Here is a 17,146-nt window from a genome sequence, read left to right as displayed (position 1 = left end):
AGGATGTTTTCGATTTTAGATCGCTATATTGGTAAAACTATTATAAGTACTATTGGAATTAGCCTGTTTTTATTAATCAGCTTATCAGGCATTATCCGTTTCATTGATCAACTTAGAAAAATAAAAGTTGACTACGATGCTTTTGCTGTCGGTATCTATTCTTTATTAATGGTGCCGAAAGATTTAGAAGTTTTTTTTCCAATGGCAGCTTTACTTGGTGCTTTAATTGGATTAGGTATGTTAGCATCCCGTAGTGAACTGATAGTAATGGAAACGGCTGGATTCAGCCGTTTTAAAATTGCTTTAGCCGTAATGAAAACAGCATTACCGCTTGTGTTTCTTACTATGGCTATTGGCGAATGGATTGCGCCTATTAGTGAGCAAACTGCTCGAAATATGCGCTCAGAAAAACTCTACGGCAGTTCTTTAATGGCACAACAAGGTAGCTTATGGGCAAAAGATGGCAATGATTATGTCTATATCGGCCATGTTAATGGTGATAGTTCAATATCTAACATTGATATCTATTCGGTAGACAACAATAAATTATTGTCAATAACGCATGCCGATAATGGTATATTCAAAGATAATGTTTGGACGTTATCACAAATTGAAAAAAGTGATTTAACTCAAATTGATAAAATTCAAAGTAGTAATACTCTTACAATGGAGTGGAAAACAAATATTACCCCTGACAAGTTAAGCATTGTAGCATTTGATCCAGATTCTCTATCTGCTTCTGGATTATACAAATATTCACAATATTTAAAAAGCTCAGGTCAAGACACTAAAAATTATGATTTACTTTTTTGGAAGAAATTAATCAAGCCACTTTCCGTGGCTGTCATGATGCTTCTCGCGTTGTCTTTTATTTTTGGACCACTACGCAGCGTATCAATGGGAGTGAGAGTGATTATTGGTATCAGTTTTGGATTTATCTTCTATATTGCTGATAACCTTTTTGCTCAAGCCAGCATTGTAGTCGGGGTATATCCTATATTGGGCTCTATGGTAACTAGTCTGGTATTTCTTTTAATTAGCTATATTTTGTTTAAAAGAAAAAATTAAGTATATCATTGCATGCTGATGTTCTTTAAATAAATAGACAGTTAAAAATTTGAAATCATATACAGGCGTTCTTAATTAAATAATTAAGAATGCTTAATTGATAATAGCAGTAGTATTAGCCTAATTAAAATAGCTATGATCGGTTTATTTGAACGGCAAATATTTAAATAAATAATAATTAATGCATCCTAAACAATTTTTGGTATTGAGCAGATGAATTAAGTATTTTTAAAAAGTTTTAAATATTGACCATAACCGGCAGATTCAAGTTCTTCTCTAGGTATAAAACGTAAGGCTGCTGAGTTAATACAATAACGTAAACCACCCAACGCTTTTGGACCATCATTAAATACATGACCAAGATGAGAATCAGCTTTTGTTGAACGTACTTCAACACGGCTCATACCATGACTATGGTCAGCTTTTTCGATTATGTTGCCATTATTTATTGATTTAGAAAAACTTGGCCAACCACATCCTGAATCAAATTTATCAAATGAAGCAAATAATGGTTCACCAGATACAACATCCACATACAACCCTTCTTGATGATTATCATTGAATTCATTTTCATGTGGTGGTTCGGTACCATTTTGTTGCGTTACATAGTATTGCATGGGTGTTAATCGTGATATCGCTTTTTCTTTCAACGTATTATTCATAAATCACCTAACCTTTTTAATTTATTTAAGAGTCATCAATAAAACTAATTTCCTTTTAACATTGATTGTAAAACTTTATCTTTCATCCAAAAAAAATGATATGAAACACCTACTATATGTAAAATAAATAAAGTAGCTAATAAATATGAACTCATTTCGTGCACAAGATGAAATAATTGATGCATTGTATTTGTCATATCAATTGCTGGTATCGAAATAATGCCAAATACATTGAGTGAACGGCTACTCATTAAGTAGCCTGATAAAGGTATAATTATCAATAGGATATATATAAATCCTTGCACAGATTTTGACAAAATGCGCTGAAATTTTCGATCTTTCGGTAAAACATCAGGTACACCATATTCCTTGATTACAATAAAGCGCAAGATCGTTAACATTAAGATCACTATTCCAAATGATTTATGAAAAAGATAAATCATAAACATCCCACCCAAATAATGTGACAACCTCACTTCAAATGTCAACAAGATAATTTCTAAAAACACTAGTATAATAGTTAACCAGTGTAACCATTTTTGTTTGCTACAATACTCTGGGTAGTTTTCCATAAACAATATATCCTATTTATTTTTGGGCCAATGCTGAGCAATAAACTGGCTTCGCCCTGATCGTTGGTAATACTCATTATAATGCAAAGGCTTTTTTGTGTAATAATTTTGATGATAATCCTCTGCTGGATAAAAAGTCAACACAGGTTCAATTGAAACTTCTATTGATTTGTTAAATCGTCCGCTTTCTTGTAGTGCTTGCTTTGACGCCATAGCTTGCTTATGTTGAAATTCGTTATGATAAAATATAGCAGGTCGATAAGAATCCCCCCGATCAGCGAACTGCCCTTTACCATCAGTAGGATCGATTTGTTGCCAAAAGATATCGAGCAATTTTTTGTAGCTGATGACTTTAGGGTCAAACGTTATTTGTACAGCTTCGGTATGCCCTGTTGTGCCCGAACAAACTTGTCGATAAGTTGGATTTTCAACATGTCCGCCTGTATAGCCAGATACCACATTTATCACGCCTTCATACTGATCAAAAGGTTTTACCATACACCAAAAACAGCCACCGGCAAATGTTGCTTGTTCATATTGTTGCATAATAATCTCCTGATTAAATGATTTTTGACAAATTCATTCACTTTTAACCTGTATCAACACGATTAAGTCATGTTTTTAATTATACGTTAGTCATATTACTTGAAATAGATTAAAAAAACACCATATTTTCGATATAGTGTTACAGTTTTAGGAGGTCTATTTTATGGCAAGTGGATGGGCATCTGACGATGCTGTTAATCAACAAATTGAAGGCACTATTGCAGATGCCATTGAAATGGCTAGACGGCAATTAAATCATGGCACTATAAGTGCTCATTTTTGTGTTGAGTGTGGCGACTCCATTGCGCAAGCAAGACGAGAGGCGCTACCTGGCGTACAATATTGTTTGTCATGCCAACAAGAAATTGATAAACAATTAGCCAAATCAGCGAATCTATATAACCGTCGTGGTAGCAAAGATAGTCAACTTCGATGATTTTAATCAGAGGGAAATGTCTGTTCCCTCTTCTTTTCTTTTATGAAATAATTTTTTATGATTGGTGAGCTTTACTTTTTTTGCGAACATCGTCATAAGGATAAACCAGTAATTTATTATCAAACCATTCAGCACAAAAAATATCCTTGATATCATCATATCCTTGTTTTTTGATTTCATGCTTAAGCCATGTCTCGCTTTTATGTAACTGTTCAAGATTATCTTCACTAATCGCCCCATTTTCAATCACCAGCACAGCAATATCTTTATCCCCTTTTTTGATAATTGTTAATGAACCGTTCAATTCATACCAAACTTGCTTTAATTCGCTAAAGGCGCAAATACCTTGAATATTAATGAGCGTCTCAAAATCCCTGACGGGTAAATTAGCTTTAATAAAGTTGTCACTAATTAAGTGGCCATTTTTAACAAGTTGAATCGGTTCTCCATCAATGGCATCTCTTAATCGTGAGTTTTTAGATTTAATGAATCGAACTAATAAAAGTAGCCCTGCCCAAATAATAACTAAACCCGCAGATTGCCATGCTGAAACATTAGAATTAAGAAGCGCTCCCCCAACTAATGCACCAATAACCATACTACCAACTTGATCCAATTGTGACATAGGTGCTATTTGGCTTTTGCCCGATAATTTGACGTAAATAAGTAAAATAATAAGAGCAACTAAAAATTTTGGTGCCATTTCAAGTAAATACATTTCTAACCTCCAAGAATATATCCGTTTAAAATCTATAAAAAGTTTTGCAACAAGGTATAAGCAGATAAATGACAGTTAAAAAATAAGTATCACAAACGAACTAAATTTTTATCTATATGAAATCAATGATCATTAATTTTTGGATAGTGACTTGAACTTTGATGAAAGCAGTATTAATTTACTCTAAAACTGATTTTAAAAAATGTGAATAGTAAATGATATAGACTATTTAAATGATAAATAAACATTTGGAGACTTTATTTAATCACTTTATTATTAATAAACAATTTAATAATATCAATTAATCATAAATATTAATCGAAAACGAAACTATATCAATCAATAAAATTATTATCAATAATTGTTTTTTCTATCGAATCTAATATTAAAGTTATTTTATTGATTACTGATAAAATTGTTAAAAAAAATAATTAATTCTAATAATCTTCGTAAAACGCTCCAAAAGACATTATTGTACGTTCAAGAACTTTTAACCTAAGTGTACAAGATATCAATACAATTGACTGTAAAAATTAATACTATTTAATTGTAACATTATCAAAAATATTTTGAATTAAAGTGGTAAATTAAAGTAATTTTATGGTAAGCAACCATTGCATACCATAAATATTTTATTATTTGTGTATCAATCAAAAATTATTTGAATTTATATAGCAAATATTAATTACAATTTAATCATTATACCAGCACAGACAGATTAAGGTTCTTTTTTGCTATCAAATAAAGCCAACCAATAAATAGGCCAATGAGTTTTATTAAAAAGATTATTAACTAAATAAGCAATCATAACCAATATTACTGAGCCAGATAATACTGGAAATAATAGAAAACTAAAACCGTAATCTATTTTATCTGCGGTTAATAAAATGACTAAAGGATTAGCACCCGCAGGTGGATGCAGTGCTCGAAAATATTGCATAGAAACAATTGCAACACCGACAGCTAATGCAACAACAATAATATTAGTACCAAATAGTTTAAGAAAAACTAATCCAACAAAAGCAGCAATTAAATGCCCAAAAATGACATTCCTAGGTTGAGCTAATGGCGATTGAGATACCGCAAACAAAATTACGCAACTTGCCCCAAAAGGCGCCATTATAAAAGTGTAATGAGTAAACTGACTAAAACAAATAAGAAACAATATAGAAACAAAACCACCGACTAGGCTTTGCAATAATTCAATATTTCTGGGTTTTGGTGGCAACTTTTCCTTACTGAAAAAAAATGATTTCATTATTCTTTATCCTATTCGATGAGTGAAAGTATGAGTAAAAAACCAAAAGTGAACAATTCTGTTCACTTTTTATGTTAGTACAGATCTGTCCACATATCAAACACTTTAGATAAAAAATGTAAAAAACCTCTATATTAATAACAGATACCGCTAAGCAACTCTTTTATCAAAAAGGATTTTGTAATGTTAGGGATGATAAAATTAGAGATCAATTGGGATGTACTAAAACAACGTTATATAAATAGTTTGATAATAAAAGATTCACTTTCTAAACGGAAATTTACTGAAGTAATTGCTGATCTTGATCACTATGCGTCAATTATACAAATAGCATCTTGATTATTTCATCAAGTGGATTTTGATAGCTACTTATCGGTATAAGCAAAAGAAGAAATTCATAACAATTAGGCTGTGCTACAACTGTTGATTGAACATAAAAAATTCATATAATTATGACCTCTCAATAATTATTTAGTATGCATACTATTAAATTAGTTTAATAACTGAACATTGATATTTTTATCAAAATATCGAAATTATAAAGTCTAAATTTATAAGCCAAAATATTATGAATTTATTTCGCATCACATAAATTCTTTATCCAAAAATTATTTTATTTCACTTTTTAGATAACATTGTTTTATATGAACCTGTAGCAAGGATTACACCACAGATGACAATTAATGCTCCACTAATTTGTAGCAGATTAGGCACTGATCCAGTAAATAATGCTAAAATCATAGTAAATACAGGTACTAGGTTGAAAAATACGGCTGTATTGGCTGCCCCTATTTCTTTTATACCAAAATTCCAAAATAAATACGCCAGTACCGTACCACAAACGGCCATATATACTAATATTAAATGATTTTTTATTGTTATATTATTGAGCGATATAAGTAAATTGTTGTTATAAACAGTAAATAATAAGATCCCTATGGTACCAAATAACATTGTATAAGTTGTAGTTTGTAAAGGTGTCGAGTTAGAAATATATTTTCTTGAACCAACAGTGTAAGTTGCCCATGCGAGATTACCCAACATAATAATTAGATCGCCTGAACTGAAATTAAGCGAAATTAAATTCATTATTGAACCATTACTTACGACAATAACCACACCAAATAAGCTAATTAGCATACCGACAGTTTGGATTAGAGAAATTTTATGTTTATCGATCATTGCCGCCAACAATGCTGTTGTTATCGGAGATGTAGCCATTATCAATGATCCATTGATAGCCGACGTAGTTTTTAAACCAATAAAAAACGCTAAATTAAAGCCGGTTATACCTAATAAACCTAGAGCTATAAATGCAATCCAGTTCTTTTGTAACGCTATAATACTAGTACGATCTTTTAATAACATGAAAATCATTATAATTATCGTCGCAAAAACAAACCTTTCGGTTGCAACAACATAAGGAGATGCATCCGCAACGACTGATGCGCCAGCATTAAAATTAGATCCCCAAAAAAATGTGGAAAGAGTGACTGCTAGTAACACTAAATATCTATTGTTAGACATGAACTCTATCTCCATAAAAATGCATTAAGAATTGTCAAAAATAGATGATCTCTTTCTTGTAATAATCTAAAAGCCTTTTTATTACCAATCTCAATTTCAGTGCCTACTGTAAATACATTCATAATTAATATCCTTATGTTGATAGTATGATTGGTTTAAAATAATATTATTATCTCATTTATAGTACAATGAACATATTTTCAATACAGAATTCCAAAAATGAAAAAATCAATTTCTTTAAATGACCTCAATCTTTTTATAAATGTTGTTCAGGCAGGTAGCCTTACTAAAGCCTCAGAAAATCTTTCAATTCCTATGGCCACTATTAGTCGGCGCTTAACTCAATTAGAAGAATCAATAGGTGAACATCTGTTAAACCGCACTACCAGATCTGTATCATTAACTACATTAGGGCAAAAGTATTTTGACCAATGTATTAATCCTCTAACAGAATGTGTAATGGCCGTAAAACACTTAAATGACAGCCACTATCAGTTATCAGGAACGATAAAAGTAACAGCACCGAGTAATTTAACTCACAAATGGTTAGCGAATTGTATTTTTTCTTTTATGAAGCAATATCCAGATATCAAGATTGATTTAATGGTAACTAACCGTATTGTTGACCTAACTGCATTGAACATTGATATTGCAATTCGAGTAGGAAATTTAGATGATAGCAATTGGGTAGCAAAAAAATTGTTTCTATCAAAAAATATTTTATGTGCATCTCCTAAATATTTAGAATCGAATTCGATCCCTTTACATCCAGTAGATTTGAAGAATCACAAACTAATATGTTCTACCATTAGTAATGGATGGACACTGAAAAACACTAAGACACAAGAGTTGTATGTTACAGATATGACGTTTCACTTTGTTGTTGATGACACTCAGTTAATGATAAATGCATCTAAGCAGGATTTAGGCATTTGCTTTGTCCCTGAGCAATTCGTTTATTCTGACATTCAAGATGGGAAGTTAATCCCAATTTTACCAGAGTGGATTGGTAACTCAAGTCCAGTTTATATGATGGTTAGAGATAGAAGCTACATTCCTAATAGAGTGAAAATATTTAAAGAATACATAGAGCAATACATTCGAGATGAAAATCTAATTAATTATTAAACAACGAGCGTCGATACAGCTTTGTAGCATTATGTCGATGTCATTTATTAAGAAATTAAAGGTATATCCTTTTAAAGGATGATCTTGGATGATTGGTTAGGTTTTATTCCCTGTCACACTTTATATAGGTTTACAATATACGACCTCATTAAATGCTGCTATTTATTTGTCTGCGACGCCGGGTATGGTACTGGCGATTAATAAACTGATATTTAATAATCATATTTCAAAGAATAATATTTTTTGTATGTTACTAAGCACCTTAGGGGTTATTTATTTAATCTTTAAGGGCGATTTTACCAATATAGAAACACTAAAGAATCTCAATCAGGGAGATCTGTGGGCAATGGGTTCAGCGATTAATTGGGCTTTTTATTGTACTTTTTTAGGATAAAAGATAAGGTTATTTCGGGGAATGTGTTTGTAACAGTAAGTTCTGTATTAGGAGCATTGATATTATTACCCATTTCTATTATTTATTTTTTCTATTTCCTGTCACCGATTTTACTCCTTATCTACAATCAGATTTTATTTTAGGATTGTTATATTTAGTTTTGTTTCCATCATGGCTAGCTTATTTATTTTGGAATAAAGGTATCATGGAAATTGGAGCTACACGTGGTGAAATTTATACTCACCTAATCCCTCTATCCGGAGGATTATTTAGTATAGTATTTTTAAATGTAGAAATTAATTGGTTTCATATTGTTAGTGCTTTTTTAATCATTATTGGCGAAGTCCTCTGTTCTAAAAAATAATATCAATTAAGTTATTTAGTTATACAAAACTATCTTGTATATCAACATTATTGGTAAATTAGATAAAAAATACTAGTCTTTAACTATTAGGAATGATAATCAAATAATTATTTCAGCCATTATTCCGAAGTAGTAGAAAATTAATTAGAGCTAGCAAGTGATATTGATTTAACATAAATGTAAAAATAAAGTTGTTGGATATAAACAGTAAAATGTACTAGTTTAAGTTTTTTTAAGTAATTCTCGATAAGAAAAACTAAATCTGACAGCCAGATTTGAGCGCAGTACGTACATTTTATTTTTCTACATATAGAATGTAATTATCAAATAGCAAGATTCAGATTGTAATAGATAATAAAGTTTGTAAAATCAGATCATGAGAGAAAAAATTCGCAAAGAACTTCAAATAATAGCTGAAGAAAATTATCGAATCTTTGCTGCAAAGCTTATTCCCAACATTGATAATTTATTAGGTGTGAGATTACCTAAGCTGCGTAAAATAGCAAAAAAATAGTACAGCTTGATTATGAATACTACCTTGCAATGGATAATCATTTATACTTCGAGGAAGTGATGTTACAAGGTATGATTATAGGTGAAATTAAATTGCCATGGACTGAGCGTTCACGTTATGTGAAACAATTTATCTCTAAAATTGATAACTGGTCAGTCTGTGATAGTTTTTGTTGTGGTTTAAAGTTTGAGGTTTCAGAAAAAGAGCTTGTATGGCAATTTCTACAGCCCTATTTTGCATCGGATAAACCATATGATATTCGCTTTGCTGTGGTCATGTTGCTTTTTTATTTTGTAGATGATGAGTATGCGCAGAAAGCATTCACTTTGTTTGATCAAATAAAAAACGATGATTACTATGTTAAGATGGCTGTTGCATGGGCAATTTCTATTTACTTTCGTGACTTGCCTACGTTAACAATGTCATACTTGCAGAAAAATCAGCTAGATGATTGGATTTATAATAAAGCATTACAAAAAATAACCGAATCATTGAAAGTGGATTCTAGTACAAAAATCATCATTCGATCTATGAAACGTAAAATAAATAAATTATGATTATCAGTGCCAGCCGTAGAACAGATATTCCAGCTTTTTACTCTTCATGGTTTTTTAACCGACTAAAAGATGGGTTTGTTCTGGTTCCTAATCCAAGGAATTCAAAGCAATTAAGTCGCATTTTTCTATCACCCGATATAATTGATTGTATTGTATTTTGGACTAAAAACCCACTTCCCATGTTAAATAAACTGCCAAAGCTTTCTTGTTATCCTTTTTATTTTCAGTTTACATTAACAGCTTATCAAGCCGACATTGAAAAACATCTTCCCTCTTTGCAAAAACGAATCGCAATATTCAAGCAATTAGCTGAGCAAGTTGGACAAGATCGTGTTATTTGGCGATATGATCCTATATTAATAAATACACACTATACAGTTGACTATCACATCGATTTTTTTAATCAAATTGCTTCCTCTCTTCGCGGTTACACAGATACCTGTATCATTAGTTTTATTGATGATTATCCACACATACGACAGTCTTTAATTAAAGAACGAATCATACAATTAGAGTTAGCTGACATATTAAATCTATGCAGTTCACTATCTGAAATTGCTAGATTTAATCAACTAACTTTACAAACATGTGCTGAGGAAATAGAGTTATTGAATTGCAATATTTCTCATGGAGCTTGTATCGATAAAACACGCATTGAAAAGTTGACTGGTCGCTTATTGTTGGCTAAGAAAGATAAAAATCAGCGACCAACCTGTCAATGTATAGAAAGTATTGATATTGGAACATATGATACCTGCTCTTTTGGATGTGTATACTGTTATGCAACATCATCAAAGAGAAAAGTCCTAGCTAATAGACACCTACACAATAAATGTTCGCCTAAATTAATAGGTGATCTTCTTGAAACCGACATAATCAAAGATAAGACAATGCACTCATTATTTACTTTGCAAAATGAACTATTTTAATAGCAATATTCGGGTTTTTAATTGTTGAGATTTTAAATATTATAGGTTCTATCATTAATTATAATAAAAAAAGCATGAAAAGTTATCCAAAAGTGATTATTTAAAACTAGTTGATAGTGGTGCTAAAAAGCCAAATACTAATAAACAAATTCAAGTAACTTACATTGAAAAATTTAAGAAAAGAGATTGATTCTGATACGAATTTAAGTACTGATACGCTTGTTTTTTGTGAATATAATTTATTATTCCGAGGATTAAAACAGATTAGTCAATATTCAAATAAACAAGAACATTCCTACATTGCTTCACTGGCTAGTTGAAACGGAGTATTCATGATACAAAGACAAAAACAGATAGACTTTGCTCGAATAAGAAAAGCTATCGGATATTTGAGTGAAAACTATAAATCTCAACCGACACTTGAACAAGCAGCAGAGCATGTAAATTTAAGTTCTTATCATTTTCAACGTATGTTTTCTAACTGGGCGGGTGTTAGTCCTAAACAATTCCTAAGATACATCAATATAACTCATGCTAAAAAACTTCTAAAAGAGGATAAAGCTTCATTATTGGATACCACCTATGAGTTGGGATTGTCAAGTACGAGCCGATTACACGATTTATTTATTGATATTGAAGGTATGACTCCTGGAGAATATAAAAATGGCGGTGAAAACTTATCAATTAACTACAGTTTTGTTGAAAGTCCTTTTGGAAGGGCCATTGTTGCATCAACAATAAAAGGAATTTGTTATATCGCTTTTGTTGATAATGAAGAATCATCACTTAAATTATTGAAAAACCAATATCCTAATGCTCAGTACCAAAAACACAGAGATCAGATTCAACAAAATGCAATAATTGTATTTACACAAGATTGGTCAAGACTAGATAAAATAAAGCTACATATCAAAGGTACTGATTTTCAACTTAAGGTATGGCAGGCTTTATTGACAATCCCTATGGGCAAACTCTCAACCTATAGCAACATAGCAAACAAAATAAATAATCCAAAAGCTAGCCGTGCGGTTGGATCTGCTATTAGTGATAACCCAGTAGCATTTTTAATTCCTTGCCATAGAGTTATAAAATCAACAGGATTACTGGGGCAATATCATTGGGGTTGCGATCGGAAAGCCGCGATGATTGGTTGGGAAGGCGCTAAAACAGATGATTGACTACAATAAACTAGTAATAATTAAAGTGAGCTTTATAAAGAAGAAATAACTGAGGGTTTTGCAAGCACACCCTTTTAGCGTTACGATTATTTTGATCAGTATATAAACCAGTCGTTTGGTACTAAATTATACATTTTTTGGCGCTAATTTAGTTAGGTCATAATTATCAACAATCTCAACTCACTTCTTTCCATTTTAATTCAGTATTACTACCTACTTTAAAACTCGTTTGTAAGACTGTTTTTTTACAAGGTTAATTAATTACCATTGTTCTCACCTTATTTATTTTTTTCATAACAATGATCTAATAAAACCAATATTAATTAGTGCTACCTACCCAATTTTTTACATTATTGACAACAGTCATTTGAAACTTTAGCAAGATTCGGATTGTTAACAATGCTGAATGAATTTTACTATAACTTAAAAATAAACAATCGAGTAAACACAAAGAAAGGATAAATGGAAAGTGTTAAAAATAAAATTCAAAAACGCAGAAATTATAATATTTATGCAGTCAATTTTTCTATTGTAAAAGATAGACATGAATCTTTAATAGAAAATAAAAATGTATGGAAGCGATCATTAAGGTACCTATCCTTCCATACATAGATCTAATTAAAAGCTTACTTGCATATAGATGAACACGCGATTAACAGTAATATTGGCGATCGCAAATAATACATTTTTACTAAAATTTCTTATGGTAATTTACTAATAAATAATGGGAAGAGAAGATGAACAAATTGCTAATTCATAAGATTTCTTATTCAAATTTATGCGCGCAATTCTCTGAACAAATAATAATAGCCGTGCTGCCGATTATAGCAGTGCTATCTATGAGTGCTTCAGCAGCTGAAACCGCTTTTATACAAATGATAAATACTTTGCCTTTTCTATTACTATCGATTCCGATGGGAGTAATTGCAGATAGAGTATCTAGAAAAAAACTAATGATCATAATAGAAATAGTTCGAGCAACGGCTATATTTATATTATTTTATTTGACGTTCTCAGGGAGTCTATCAATCAATAAAATTGCATTATTCGGTTTTTTTATAGCCATGGGTACAGTTATTTACAGTGTAGCAAGTCCGGCTTTAGTGGCATCTTTTGTCATAAAAGAGCAACTTATTAATGCCAATAGATCAATAGAAATTGCCAAAAGTGTGGCTTTTACAGCTGGGCCAGCTTTAGGTGGTATTCTTGCTAGTTGTTTATCTGGCGGGTTAGCGTTCATCTTGGCTTTTTCGCTCTCAATAGTAAGCGCTGTTTTTCTAATATGTTTACCTAAAGAGCCACTTATAGAAAAATCTGGAAGAAATGTTATTCAAGAACTCTGTGATGGTTTGATTTTTTTAATAAAAAATAAATATCTTATGCCAATAACCATAACTGCCTTTGTGTTTAATCTATCGCAATACTTGTTATTATCTATTTTTGCTTATTATGTTATCAATAATCTATACTTTACTTCTTTTGAAGTTGGAGCTTCATTAAGTTTAATTGGTTTAGGAATGTTAATAGGATCATTTTTATACAAAATTATATCTAAAAAAATTAATTTTGGTTTGCAACTGTCTTTAGGGCCTATATCTGCTTTTATGGCTTCAATTTTGATGTTCTTAACTCTTATATATTCTGCCAAAATATTAGTTTTTGTAGCCTTTTTCTTTTTTGGATTTGGACCTATTATATGGACTATATCAACAGTATCATTAAGACAGCTAATCACGCCTAGTAATATGATAGCTAAAGTATCGTCGGTGATAATGACTGTTACATTTGGGGCTCGACCTTTGGGAGCAGCCATAGGAGTGTACATAAGTGCAAATTTTGGTGTGAAAAGTTGTATTCTTGCAGTGTTATGAAGTGACCCCCAATAGTTGGACAACCAATTACAGGGGGTCTTTTTATGTCAAAATATAGTCGAGATTTAAAAATTATCATAGCTAATGAATTCTTATCAGGAGAATCATCGGAAATTCTTTCAAAAAAATATGCGATATCTTCTCGTCAGATTCGATATTGGTCCCAAGTGGTTGCAATTCATGGTGATAGCGCCTTTCAACCAACACCTCATTTACGTCATGCCGAAGCAAGATTACAAGCACTAAAATTAATGTGGACAAATGATTGGTCTCTCGGGCACACTAGTGCTATGCTTAATTTAAGTTCCCCCGGGCTTCTATTTGTTTGGCTTGATAGATATCATAAAAAAGGTTTCCGAGGGCTTGAATATCATTCCAGAGGAAGACCATGTATGAAGAAACCCCGTATTGAACCCACTCACTGTGATGATGAAAAAACAATTGAAGCATTAAAAGAGGAAATTGCTTATCTACGAGCAGAAAATGCTGTTCTAAAAAAGTTGGAAGAGCTGAAGCAAGCAAAACGTCAACAAACAAAGAAAAAACGTTAGTTGTTTTAGCTCTTAAATATCAGTATTCCTTAAAACATTTGCTATCAGCAACAAAACTGGCAAAAAGTGTTTTTTATTATCATGTTAATAGGTTGAAAACTCCGTCTGCTTATGAAAATGAGTTAAAACGTATAGAATCGATTTACCATGAACATAAAGGGCGCTATGGTTATCGGCGAATTCATTTAGCGTTGATAAATGAAGGAATTAAGCTCAATCATAAAACGGTACAACGATTAATGGGTCAGCTTAATCTCAAATCGACAGTAAGACCTAAAAAATATCGTTCTTATCGTGGAGAGACAGGTAAAACAGCAGCTAATTATCTTAAAAGAGATTTTAAATCATCGAGACCGAATGAAAAATGGGTAACGGATGTCACAGAATTTAAGGTAAATGAACAGAAAATTTACCTATCCCCCATTATCGATTTGTATAATCAAGAAGTAATCGCTTATAAAGTGGCTAAAAATGCACGTTTAACGTTGGTGACAGATATGCTTCAAAAAGGGATATCACGATTAAAACAGTATGAAAAACCGTTACTACATAGTGACCAAGGCTGGCAATATAGAAATTGCCATTATCAGAAGCTACTAGCTAATAATGGCATCAAACAAAGTATGTCCAGAAAAGGAAATTGTTTAGATAATGCGGTAGCTGAAAACTTTTTTGGTCTATTAAAATCAGAAATGTATCATGGACAATGCTTTCAAGATGCAGATGAATTGATTGAAAAAATAGAAGAATATATAGAATACTACAACACCAAACGGATTAAAGCCAAATTAAAAGGCCTGACTCCGGTTGAATATCGAAATCAGGCCTTACAAGCCGCTTAATAAAAGTGTCCAACTTTATGGGGTCACTTCATTAATCGGTTTTTTAATTCAATTAATCATAATTCTTCTTTCAAAACCAGCCAAATTAAAAAATTTATCGGATGCTGAAGAATAAAAATAATATCATTTAAATAACAATATTATAAAGGTGAGCACTATCTAATATTTTGGCTAGGCTCACCATTCTGCCTTTAGATTTAATTATATCCTTAGGACTCAAGTTATAAATAAAAATACAAAACTACCTATTATTTAACTTATCCCATAAACTTGATTAATATTTTTTCTCAAACATAGCCATTAAAGTTATTGATACTTGAGTTAGAACTTCTTACCCACTGTAACCTTGTTTTAGGTATTGATCTATTTAGTCTTGGATGAAAACTAACGTAAACTATAAAGTGAAATATGTCCTTATTAACTTAATCGATAAGTACTTTTTTGCAAGTAGTTCAGGGTGTGTTTTAATTAGGTTTATCAATATTATTACTATCAATATTTTCAAAGACAATAGCAGTACCTGTTGCGAGCAATGTATATTTGATTGTGCCAGCAACTGCTAATGTGACAATAATGGTAGTACAACCAAATAGTTTAAAAAATTAATTCAACTAAAGCGACAATTAAATGAAAAAAATAACATTTCTGGGTGAGCTAATTGTGACAGGGATACTGCAAATAAAATTACACAATTTGCTCCAAAAGGTGGCATCATAAATGGTGTAATTTATAAAATGGCTAAAACCATTAAAAAAATATAGAACAAAAACTGCCAACTAAACTTTGCAATAATTCACTATTTTTTGATTTTGTTAGCAACTTTTCCTTGCTGAAAAGAATTGATTTCATTATTCTTTATTATACTAAATGAGTGAAAGTATGAGTGTAAACCTAAGAATGGACAACTATGTTCATTTTTGTATTAGTACGAATTTGTTCATATATCAAACACTTTGGATCAAAAATGAAAAAAACCTCTAAATTAATAGCTGATACAGCCGAGCAACTCTTTTATCAAAAAGGATTTGGCAATGTCGGGGTTGATGAAATCAGAGATCAATCGGGTTGTTCTAAAACAACGTTATATAAATATTTTGGTAATAAAGATAATCTGATTTTTGAAATTTTGAAAATAAGGGATTTACGCTTTAGACAAAAACTTACTGAAACAATTGCTAATCTTGATCATTATGAGTCAATTATGCAAATATTCAAATGGCATCTTGACTGGTTTAATCAAGTCGATTTTAATGGCTGCTTATTTGTAAGAGCAAAAGAAGAAATTCATAACGATCAGGCTGTACAACAACTGGTGATTGAACATAAAGAGTTTATCCGAAAACTGATTTATAAGCAGCTGCCTCATAGTCCACAACAGACAATTTTAACCAACCAATTAATGGTGATATTAGAGGGATTAATCAATATCAGCGTTGTTTATAAAGAAAATAAATCACTTTATAATGAACTGATTAATAATAATCTTGATTTAGTTTTAAAAATATTATCACAGCAGGACTGAATTTTATTGATAAATAATCACTATTACATTTAGTTTGTTAATGCATATTTAATGCTAAAATATAAGCCATTAGTTAAACTGCTTAGTTCCATCATATAAAGTAATTATTCTAATCATCTATTTAATACTCCAAGGAGTCATTATGAAAAGGGAAACGTTATTAAACTATGCCAAAAAGCAATTTCATGCAGAACCTAATTATCTTTGGAACAATTTTCCTAGGTATGCTGTATTACGGCATCACGATGATGGAGATAAGTGGTTTGCTATTGTGATGAATGTGCCTGGTACAAAATTAGGTCTCAAAGATGATAAAGAAGTGGATATATTAAATGTCAAACTCAGACCAGAATATATTGGATCGTTAAGAAAAAAACAAGGTATTTTGCCAGCTTATCATATGAATAAAGAACATTGGATTAGTATTGTTCTTTCTGGACCACTAACCGATAAAGAAATATTTGATTTTCTGACTGAAAGTTATAATTTAACTTCTCGTTAACCACTGC

The 17,146-nt window shown here is 31.2% G+C and carries 20 protein-coding genes and 1 pseudogene; 14 read left to right on the top strand and 7 right to left on the bottom strand.

The window, feature by feature from the left end:
• The first annotated feature begins 3 nt into the window (after positions 1 to 3).
• Positions 4 to 1,068 carry an LPS export ABC transporter permease LptG gene (gene lptG, locus GAPWK_RS06340; RefSeq protein WP_025315418.1) on the top strand — a complete coding sequence of 355 codons (1,065 nt, stop codon included), beginning with the start codon at positions 4 to 6 and terminating at the stop codon, positions 1,066 to 1,068.
• Positions 1,069 to 1,286: 218 nt separating this feature from the next.
• Here lptG and msrB read toward each other — a convergent pair whose 3' ends face one another.
• The 3 genes from msrB to msrA are packed head-to-tail and all read right to left on the bottom strand — an operon-like array spanning position 1,287 to position 2,848.
• A complete protein-coding gene (gene msrB / locus GAPWK_RS06335) occupies positions 1,287 to 1,730 on the bottom strand; it encodes a peptide-methionine (R)-S-oxide reductase MsrB (RefSeq protein WP_025315417.1) in 444 nt (147 codons plus the stop codon).
• A gap of 44 nt (positions 1,731 to 1,774) precedes the next feature.
• Entirely contained in the window at positions 1,775 to 2,302 is a 528-nt protein-coding gene (locus tag GAPWK_RS06330; protein ID WP_025315416.1) for a cytochrome b, read from the bottom strand.
• A gap of 12 nt (positions 2,303 to 2,314) precedes the next feature.
• Positions 2,315 to 2,848 (bottom strand): peptide-methionine (S)-S-oxide reductase MsrA, encoded by a 534-nt coding sequence (msrA, locus tag GAPWK_RS06325; RefSeq protein ID WP_025315415.1) that lies wholly within the window; start codon positions 2,846 to 2,848, stop codon positions 2,315 to 2,317.
• 163 nt (positions 2,849 to 3,011) lie between these two features.
• Between msrA and GAPWK_RS06320 the strand changes: the two genes are divergently transcribed.
• Positions 3,012 to 3,284, top strand: coding sequence for a DksA/TraR family C4-type zinc finger protein (locus tag GAPWK_RS06320; protein WP_025315414.1), 273 nt, complete (start codon positions 3,012 to 3,014; stop codon positions 3,282 to 3,284).
• A gap of 55 nt (positions 3,285 to 3,339) precedes the next feature.
• On the opposite strand, the gene GAPWK_RS06315 is transcribed toward GAPWK_RS06320, so the two are convergent.
• Positions 3,340 to 4,002 carry a DUF421 domain-containing protein gene (locus tag GAPWK_RS06315; RefSeq protein ID WP_025315413.1) on the bottom strand — a complete coding sequence of 221 codons (663 nt, stop codon included), beginning with the start codon at positions 4,000 to 4,002 and terminating at the stop codon, positions 3,340 to 3,342.
• Between the two features lie 718 nt (positions 4,003 to 4,720).
• Positions 4,721 to 5,260 (bottom strand): HPP family protein, encoded by a 540-nt coding sequence (locus tag GAPWK_RS06310; RefSeq protein ID WP_025315412.1) that lies wholly within the window; start codon positions 5,258 to 5,260, stop codon positions 4,721 to 4,723.
• A 183-nt stretch (positions 5,261 to 5,443) separates the two neighbouring features.
• Here GAPWK_RS06310 and GAPWK_RS15230 point away from each other — a divergent pair, with 183 nt between their 5' ends.
• Positions 5,444 to 5,599 carry a hypothetical protein gene (locus GAPWK_RS15230; protein WP_238551152.1) on the top strand — a complete coding sequence of 52 codons (156 nt, stop codon included), beginning with the start codon at positions 5,444 to 5,446 and terminating at the stop codon, positions 5,597 to 5,599.
• Positions 5,600 to 5,878: 279 nt separating this feature from the next.
• Here the strand turns inward: GAPWK_RS15230 and GAPWK_RS06305 are convergent, their stop codons facing one another.
• Entirely contained in the window at positions 5,879 to 6,787 is a 909-nt protein-coding gene (locus GAPWK_RS06305) for a DMT family transporter (RefSeq protein WP_025315411.1), read from the bottom strand.
• 219 nt (positions 6,788 to 7,006) lie between these two features.
• On the opposite strand from GAPWK_RS06305, the gene GAPWK_RS14210 reads away from it, so the two are divergent.
• From GAPWK_RS14210 to GAPWK_RS06265, 9 genes and pseudogenes are all read left to right on the top strand, one after another.
• Positions 7,007 to 7,915, top strand: coding sequence for a LysR family transcriptional regulator (locus GAPWK_RS14210; RefSeq protein WP_025315410.1), 909 nt, complete (start codon positions 7,007 to 7,009; stop codon positions 7,913 to 7,915).
• Between the two features lie 440 nt (positions 7,916 to 8,355).
• Positions 8,356 to 8,673, top strand: a complete 318-nt coding sequence (locus GAPWK_RS15005; RefSeq protein ID WP_080692449.1) for an EamA family transporter — start codon at positions 8,356 to 8,358, stop codon at positions 8,671 to 8,673.
• Positions 8,674 to 9,049: 376 nt separating this feature from the next.
• A pseudogene (locus GAPWK_RS06290) lies at positions 9,050 to 9,744 on the top strand (DNA alkylation repair protein).
• Positions 9,741 to 10,673: a DUF1848 domain-containing protein gene (locus GAPWK_RS06285; protein WP_025315407.1), complete on the top strand. Its 933-nt coding sequence runs from the start codon at positions 9,741 to 9,743 to the stop codon at positions 10,671 to 10,673. The pseudogene GAPWK_RS06290 and the gene GAPWK_RS06285 overlap by 4 nt, the downstream one beginning before the upstream one ends.
• 164 nt (positions 10,674 to 10,837) lie before the next feature.
• The gene (locus tag GAPWK_RS14875) at positions 10,838 to 10,993 is read left to right on the top strand and encodes a hypothetical protein (RefSeq protein WP_158413583.1); all 156 of its coding nucleotides are present in this window, start codon (positions 10,838 to 10,840) and stop codon (positions 10,991 to 10,993) included.
• A gap of 15 nt (positions 10,994 to 11,008) precedes the next feature.
• Complete coding sequence (locus tag GAPWK_RS06280; protein WP_025315406.1) at positions 11,009 to 11,851, top strand: methylated-DNA--[protein]-cysteine S-methyltransferase; 843 nt, start codon at positions 11,009 to 11,011, stop codon at positions 11,849 to 11,851.
• 737 nt (positions 11,852 to 12,588) lie between these two features.
• Positions 12,589 to 13,722 (top strand): MFS transporter, encoded by a 1,134-nt coding sequence (locus GAPWK_RS06275; RefSeq protein ID WP_025315405.1) that lies wholly within the window; start codon positions 12,589 to 12,591, stop codon positions 13,720 to 13,722.
• Between the two features lie 44 nt (positions 13,723 to 13,766).
• Entirely contained in the window at positions 13,767 to 14,273 is a 507-nt protein-coding gene (locus tag GAPWK_RS06270) for a helix-turn-helix domain-containing protein (protein ID WP_025315404.1), read from the top strand.
• On the top strand, positions 14,171 to 15,115 hold the full coding sequence (locus tag GAPWK_RS06265; RefSeq protein ID WP_148296399.1) for an IS3 family transposase: 945 nt from the start codon (positions 14,171 to 14,173) through the stop codon (positions 15,113 to 15,115). Before GAPWK_RS06270 ends, GAPWK_RS06265 begins: the two co-directional genes overlap by 103 nt.
• Positions 15,116 to 15,722: 607 nt before the next feature.
• Here the strand turns inward: GAPWK_RS06265 and GAPWK_RS15665 are convergent.
• Positions 15,723 to 15,827: a hypothetical protein gene (locus GAPWK_RS15665; RefSeq protein WP_456318658.1), complete on the bottom strand. Its 105-nt coding sequence runs from the start codon at positions 15,825 to 15,827 to the stop codon at positions 15,723 to 15,725.
• Between the two features lie 252 nt (positions 15,828 to 16,079).
• Here GAPWK_RS15665 and GAPWK_RS06260 point away from each other — a divergent pair, with 252 nt between their 5' ends.
• Together GAPWK_RS06260 and GAPWK_RS06255 are read left to right on the top strand one after the other, a co-directional pair.
• Positions 16,080 to 16,637 (top strand): TetR/AcrR family transcriptional regulator, encoded by a 558-nt coding sequence (locus tag GAPWK_RS06260; RefSeq protein WP_025315402.1) that lies wholly within the window; start codon positions 16,080 to 16,082, stop codon positions 16,635 to 16,637.
• A gap of 142 nt (positions 16,638 to 16,779) precedes the next feature.
• Positions 16,780 to 17,139 (top strand): MmcQ/YjbR family DNA-binding protein, encoded by a 360-nt coding sequence (locus tag GAPWK_RS06255; protein ID WP_025315401.1) that lies wholly within the window; start codon positions 16,780 to 16,782, stop codon positions 17,137 to 17,139.
• The last annotated feature ends 7 nt before the right edge of the window (positions 17,140 to 17,146 follow it).

This window comes from Gilliamella apicola (assembly GCF_000599985.1).
GTDB lineage: Bacteria > Pseudomonadota > Gammaproteobacteria > Enterobacterales > Orbaceae > Gilliamella > Gilliamella apicola.
The sequence above is the reverse complement of the archived record's forward strand: the minus strand, read 5'-3'. Positions and strand labels throughout refer to the sequence as shown.

Coding starts and splice junctions, on each gene's coding strand:
- GAPWK_RS06320 (WP_025315414.1), top strand. CDS start 3,012: ATGGCAAGTGGATGGGCATCTGACGATGCTGTTAATCAACAAATTGAA.
- msrB (WP_025315417.1), bottom strand. CDS start 1,730: ATGAATAATACGTTGAAAGAAAAAGCGATATCACGATTAACACCCATG.
- lptG (WP_025315418.1), top strand. CDS start 4: ATGTTTTCGATTTTAGATCGCTATATTGGTAAAACTATTATAAGTACT.
- GAPWK_RS06310 (WP_025315412.1), bottom strand. CDS start 5,260: ATGAAATCATTTTTTTTCAGTAAGGAAAAGTTGCCACCAAAACCCAGA.
- GAPWK_RS15230 (WP_238551152.1), top strand. CDS start 5,444: ATGTTAGGGATGATAAAATTAGAGATCAATTGGGATGTACTAAAACAA.
- GAPWK_RS06305 (WP_025315411.1), bottom strand. CDS start 6,787: ATGTCTAACAATAGATATTTAGTGTTACTAGCAGTCACTCTTTCCACA.
- GAPWK_RS06285 (WP_025315407.1), top strand. CDS start 9,741: ATGATTATCAGTGCCAGCCGTAGAACAGATATTCCAGCTTTTTACTCT.
- GAPWK_RS14210 (WP_025315410.1), top strand. CDS start 7,007: ATGAAAAAATCAATTTCTTTAAATGACCTCAATCTTTTTATAAATGTT.
- GAPWK_RS06330 (WP_025315416.1), bottom strand. CDS start 2,302: ATGGAAAACTACCCAGAGTATTGTAGCAAACAAAAATGGTTACACTGG.
- GAPWK_RS06275 (WP_025315405.1), top strand. CDS start 12,589: ATGAACAAATTGCTAATTCATAAGATTTCTTATTCAAATTTATGCGCG.
- GAPWK_RS06260 (WP_025315402.1), top strand. CDS start 16,080: ATGAAAAAAACCTCTAAATTAATAGCTGATACAGCCGAGCAACTCTTT.
- GAPWK_RS06315 (WP_025315413.1), bottom strand. CDS start 4,002: ATGTATTTACTTGAAATGGCACCAAAATTTTTAGTTGCTCTTATTATT.
- GAPWK_RS06270 (WP_025315404.1), top strand. CDS start 13,767: ATGTCAAAATATAGTCGAGATTTAAAAATTATCATAGCTAATGAATTC.
- GAPWK_RS06255 (WP_025315401.1), top strand. CDS start 16,780: ATGAAAAGGGAAACGTTATTAAACTATGCCAAAAAGCAATTTCATGCA.
- GAPWK_RS15665 (WP_456318658.1), bottom strand. CDS start 15,827: ATGCCACCTTTTGGAGCAAATTGTGTAATTTTATTTGCAGTATCCCTG.
- msrA (WP_025315415.1), bottom strand. CDS start 2,848: ATGCAACAATATGAACAAGCAACATTTGCCGGTGGCTGTTTTTGGTGT.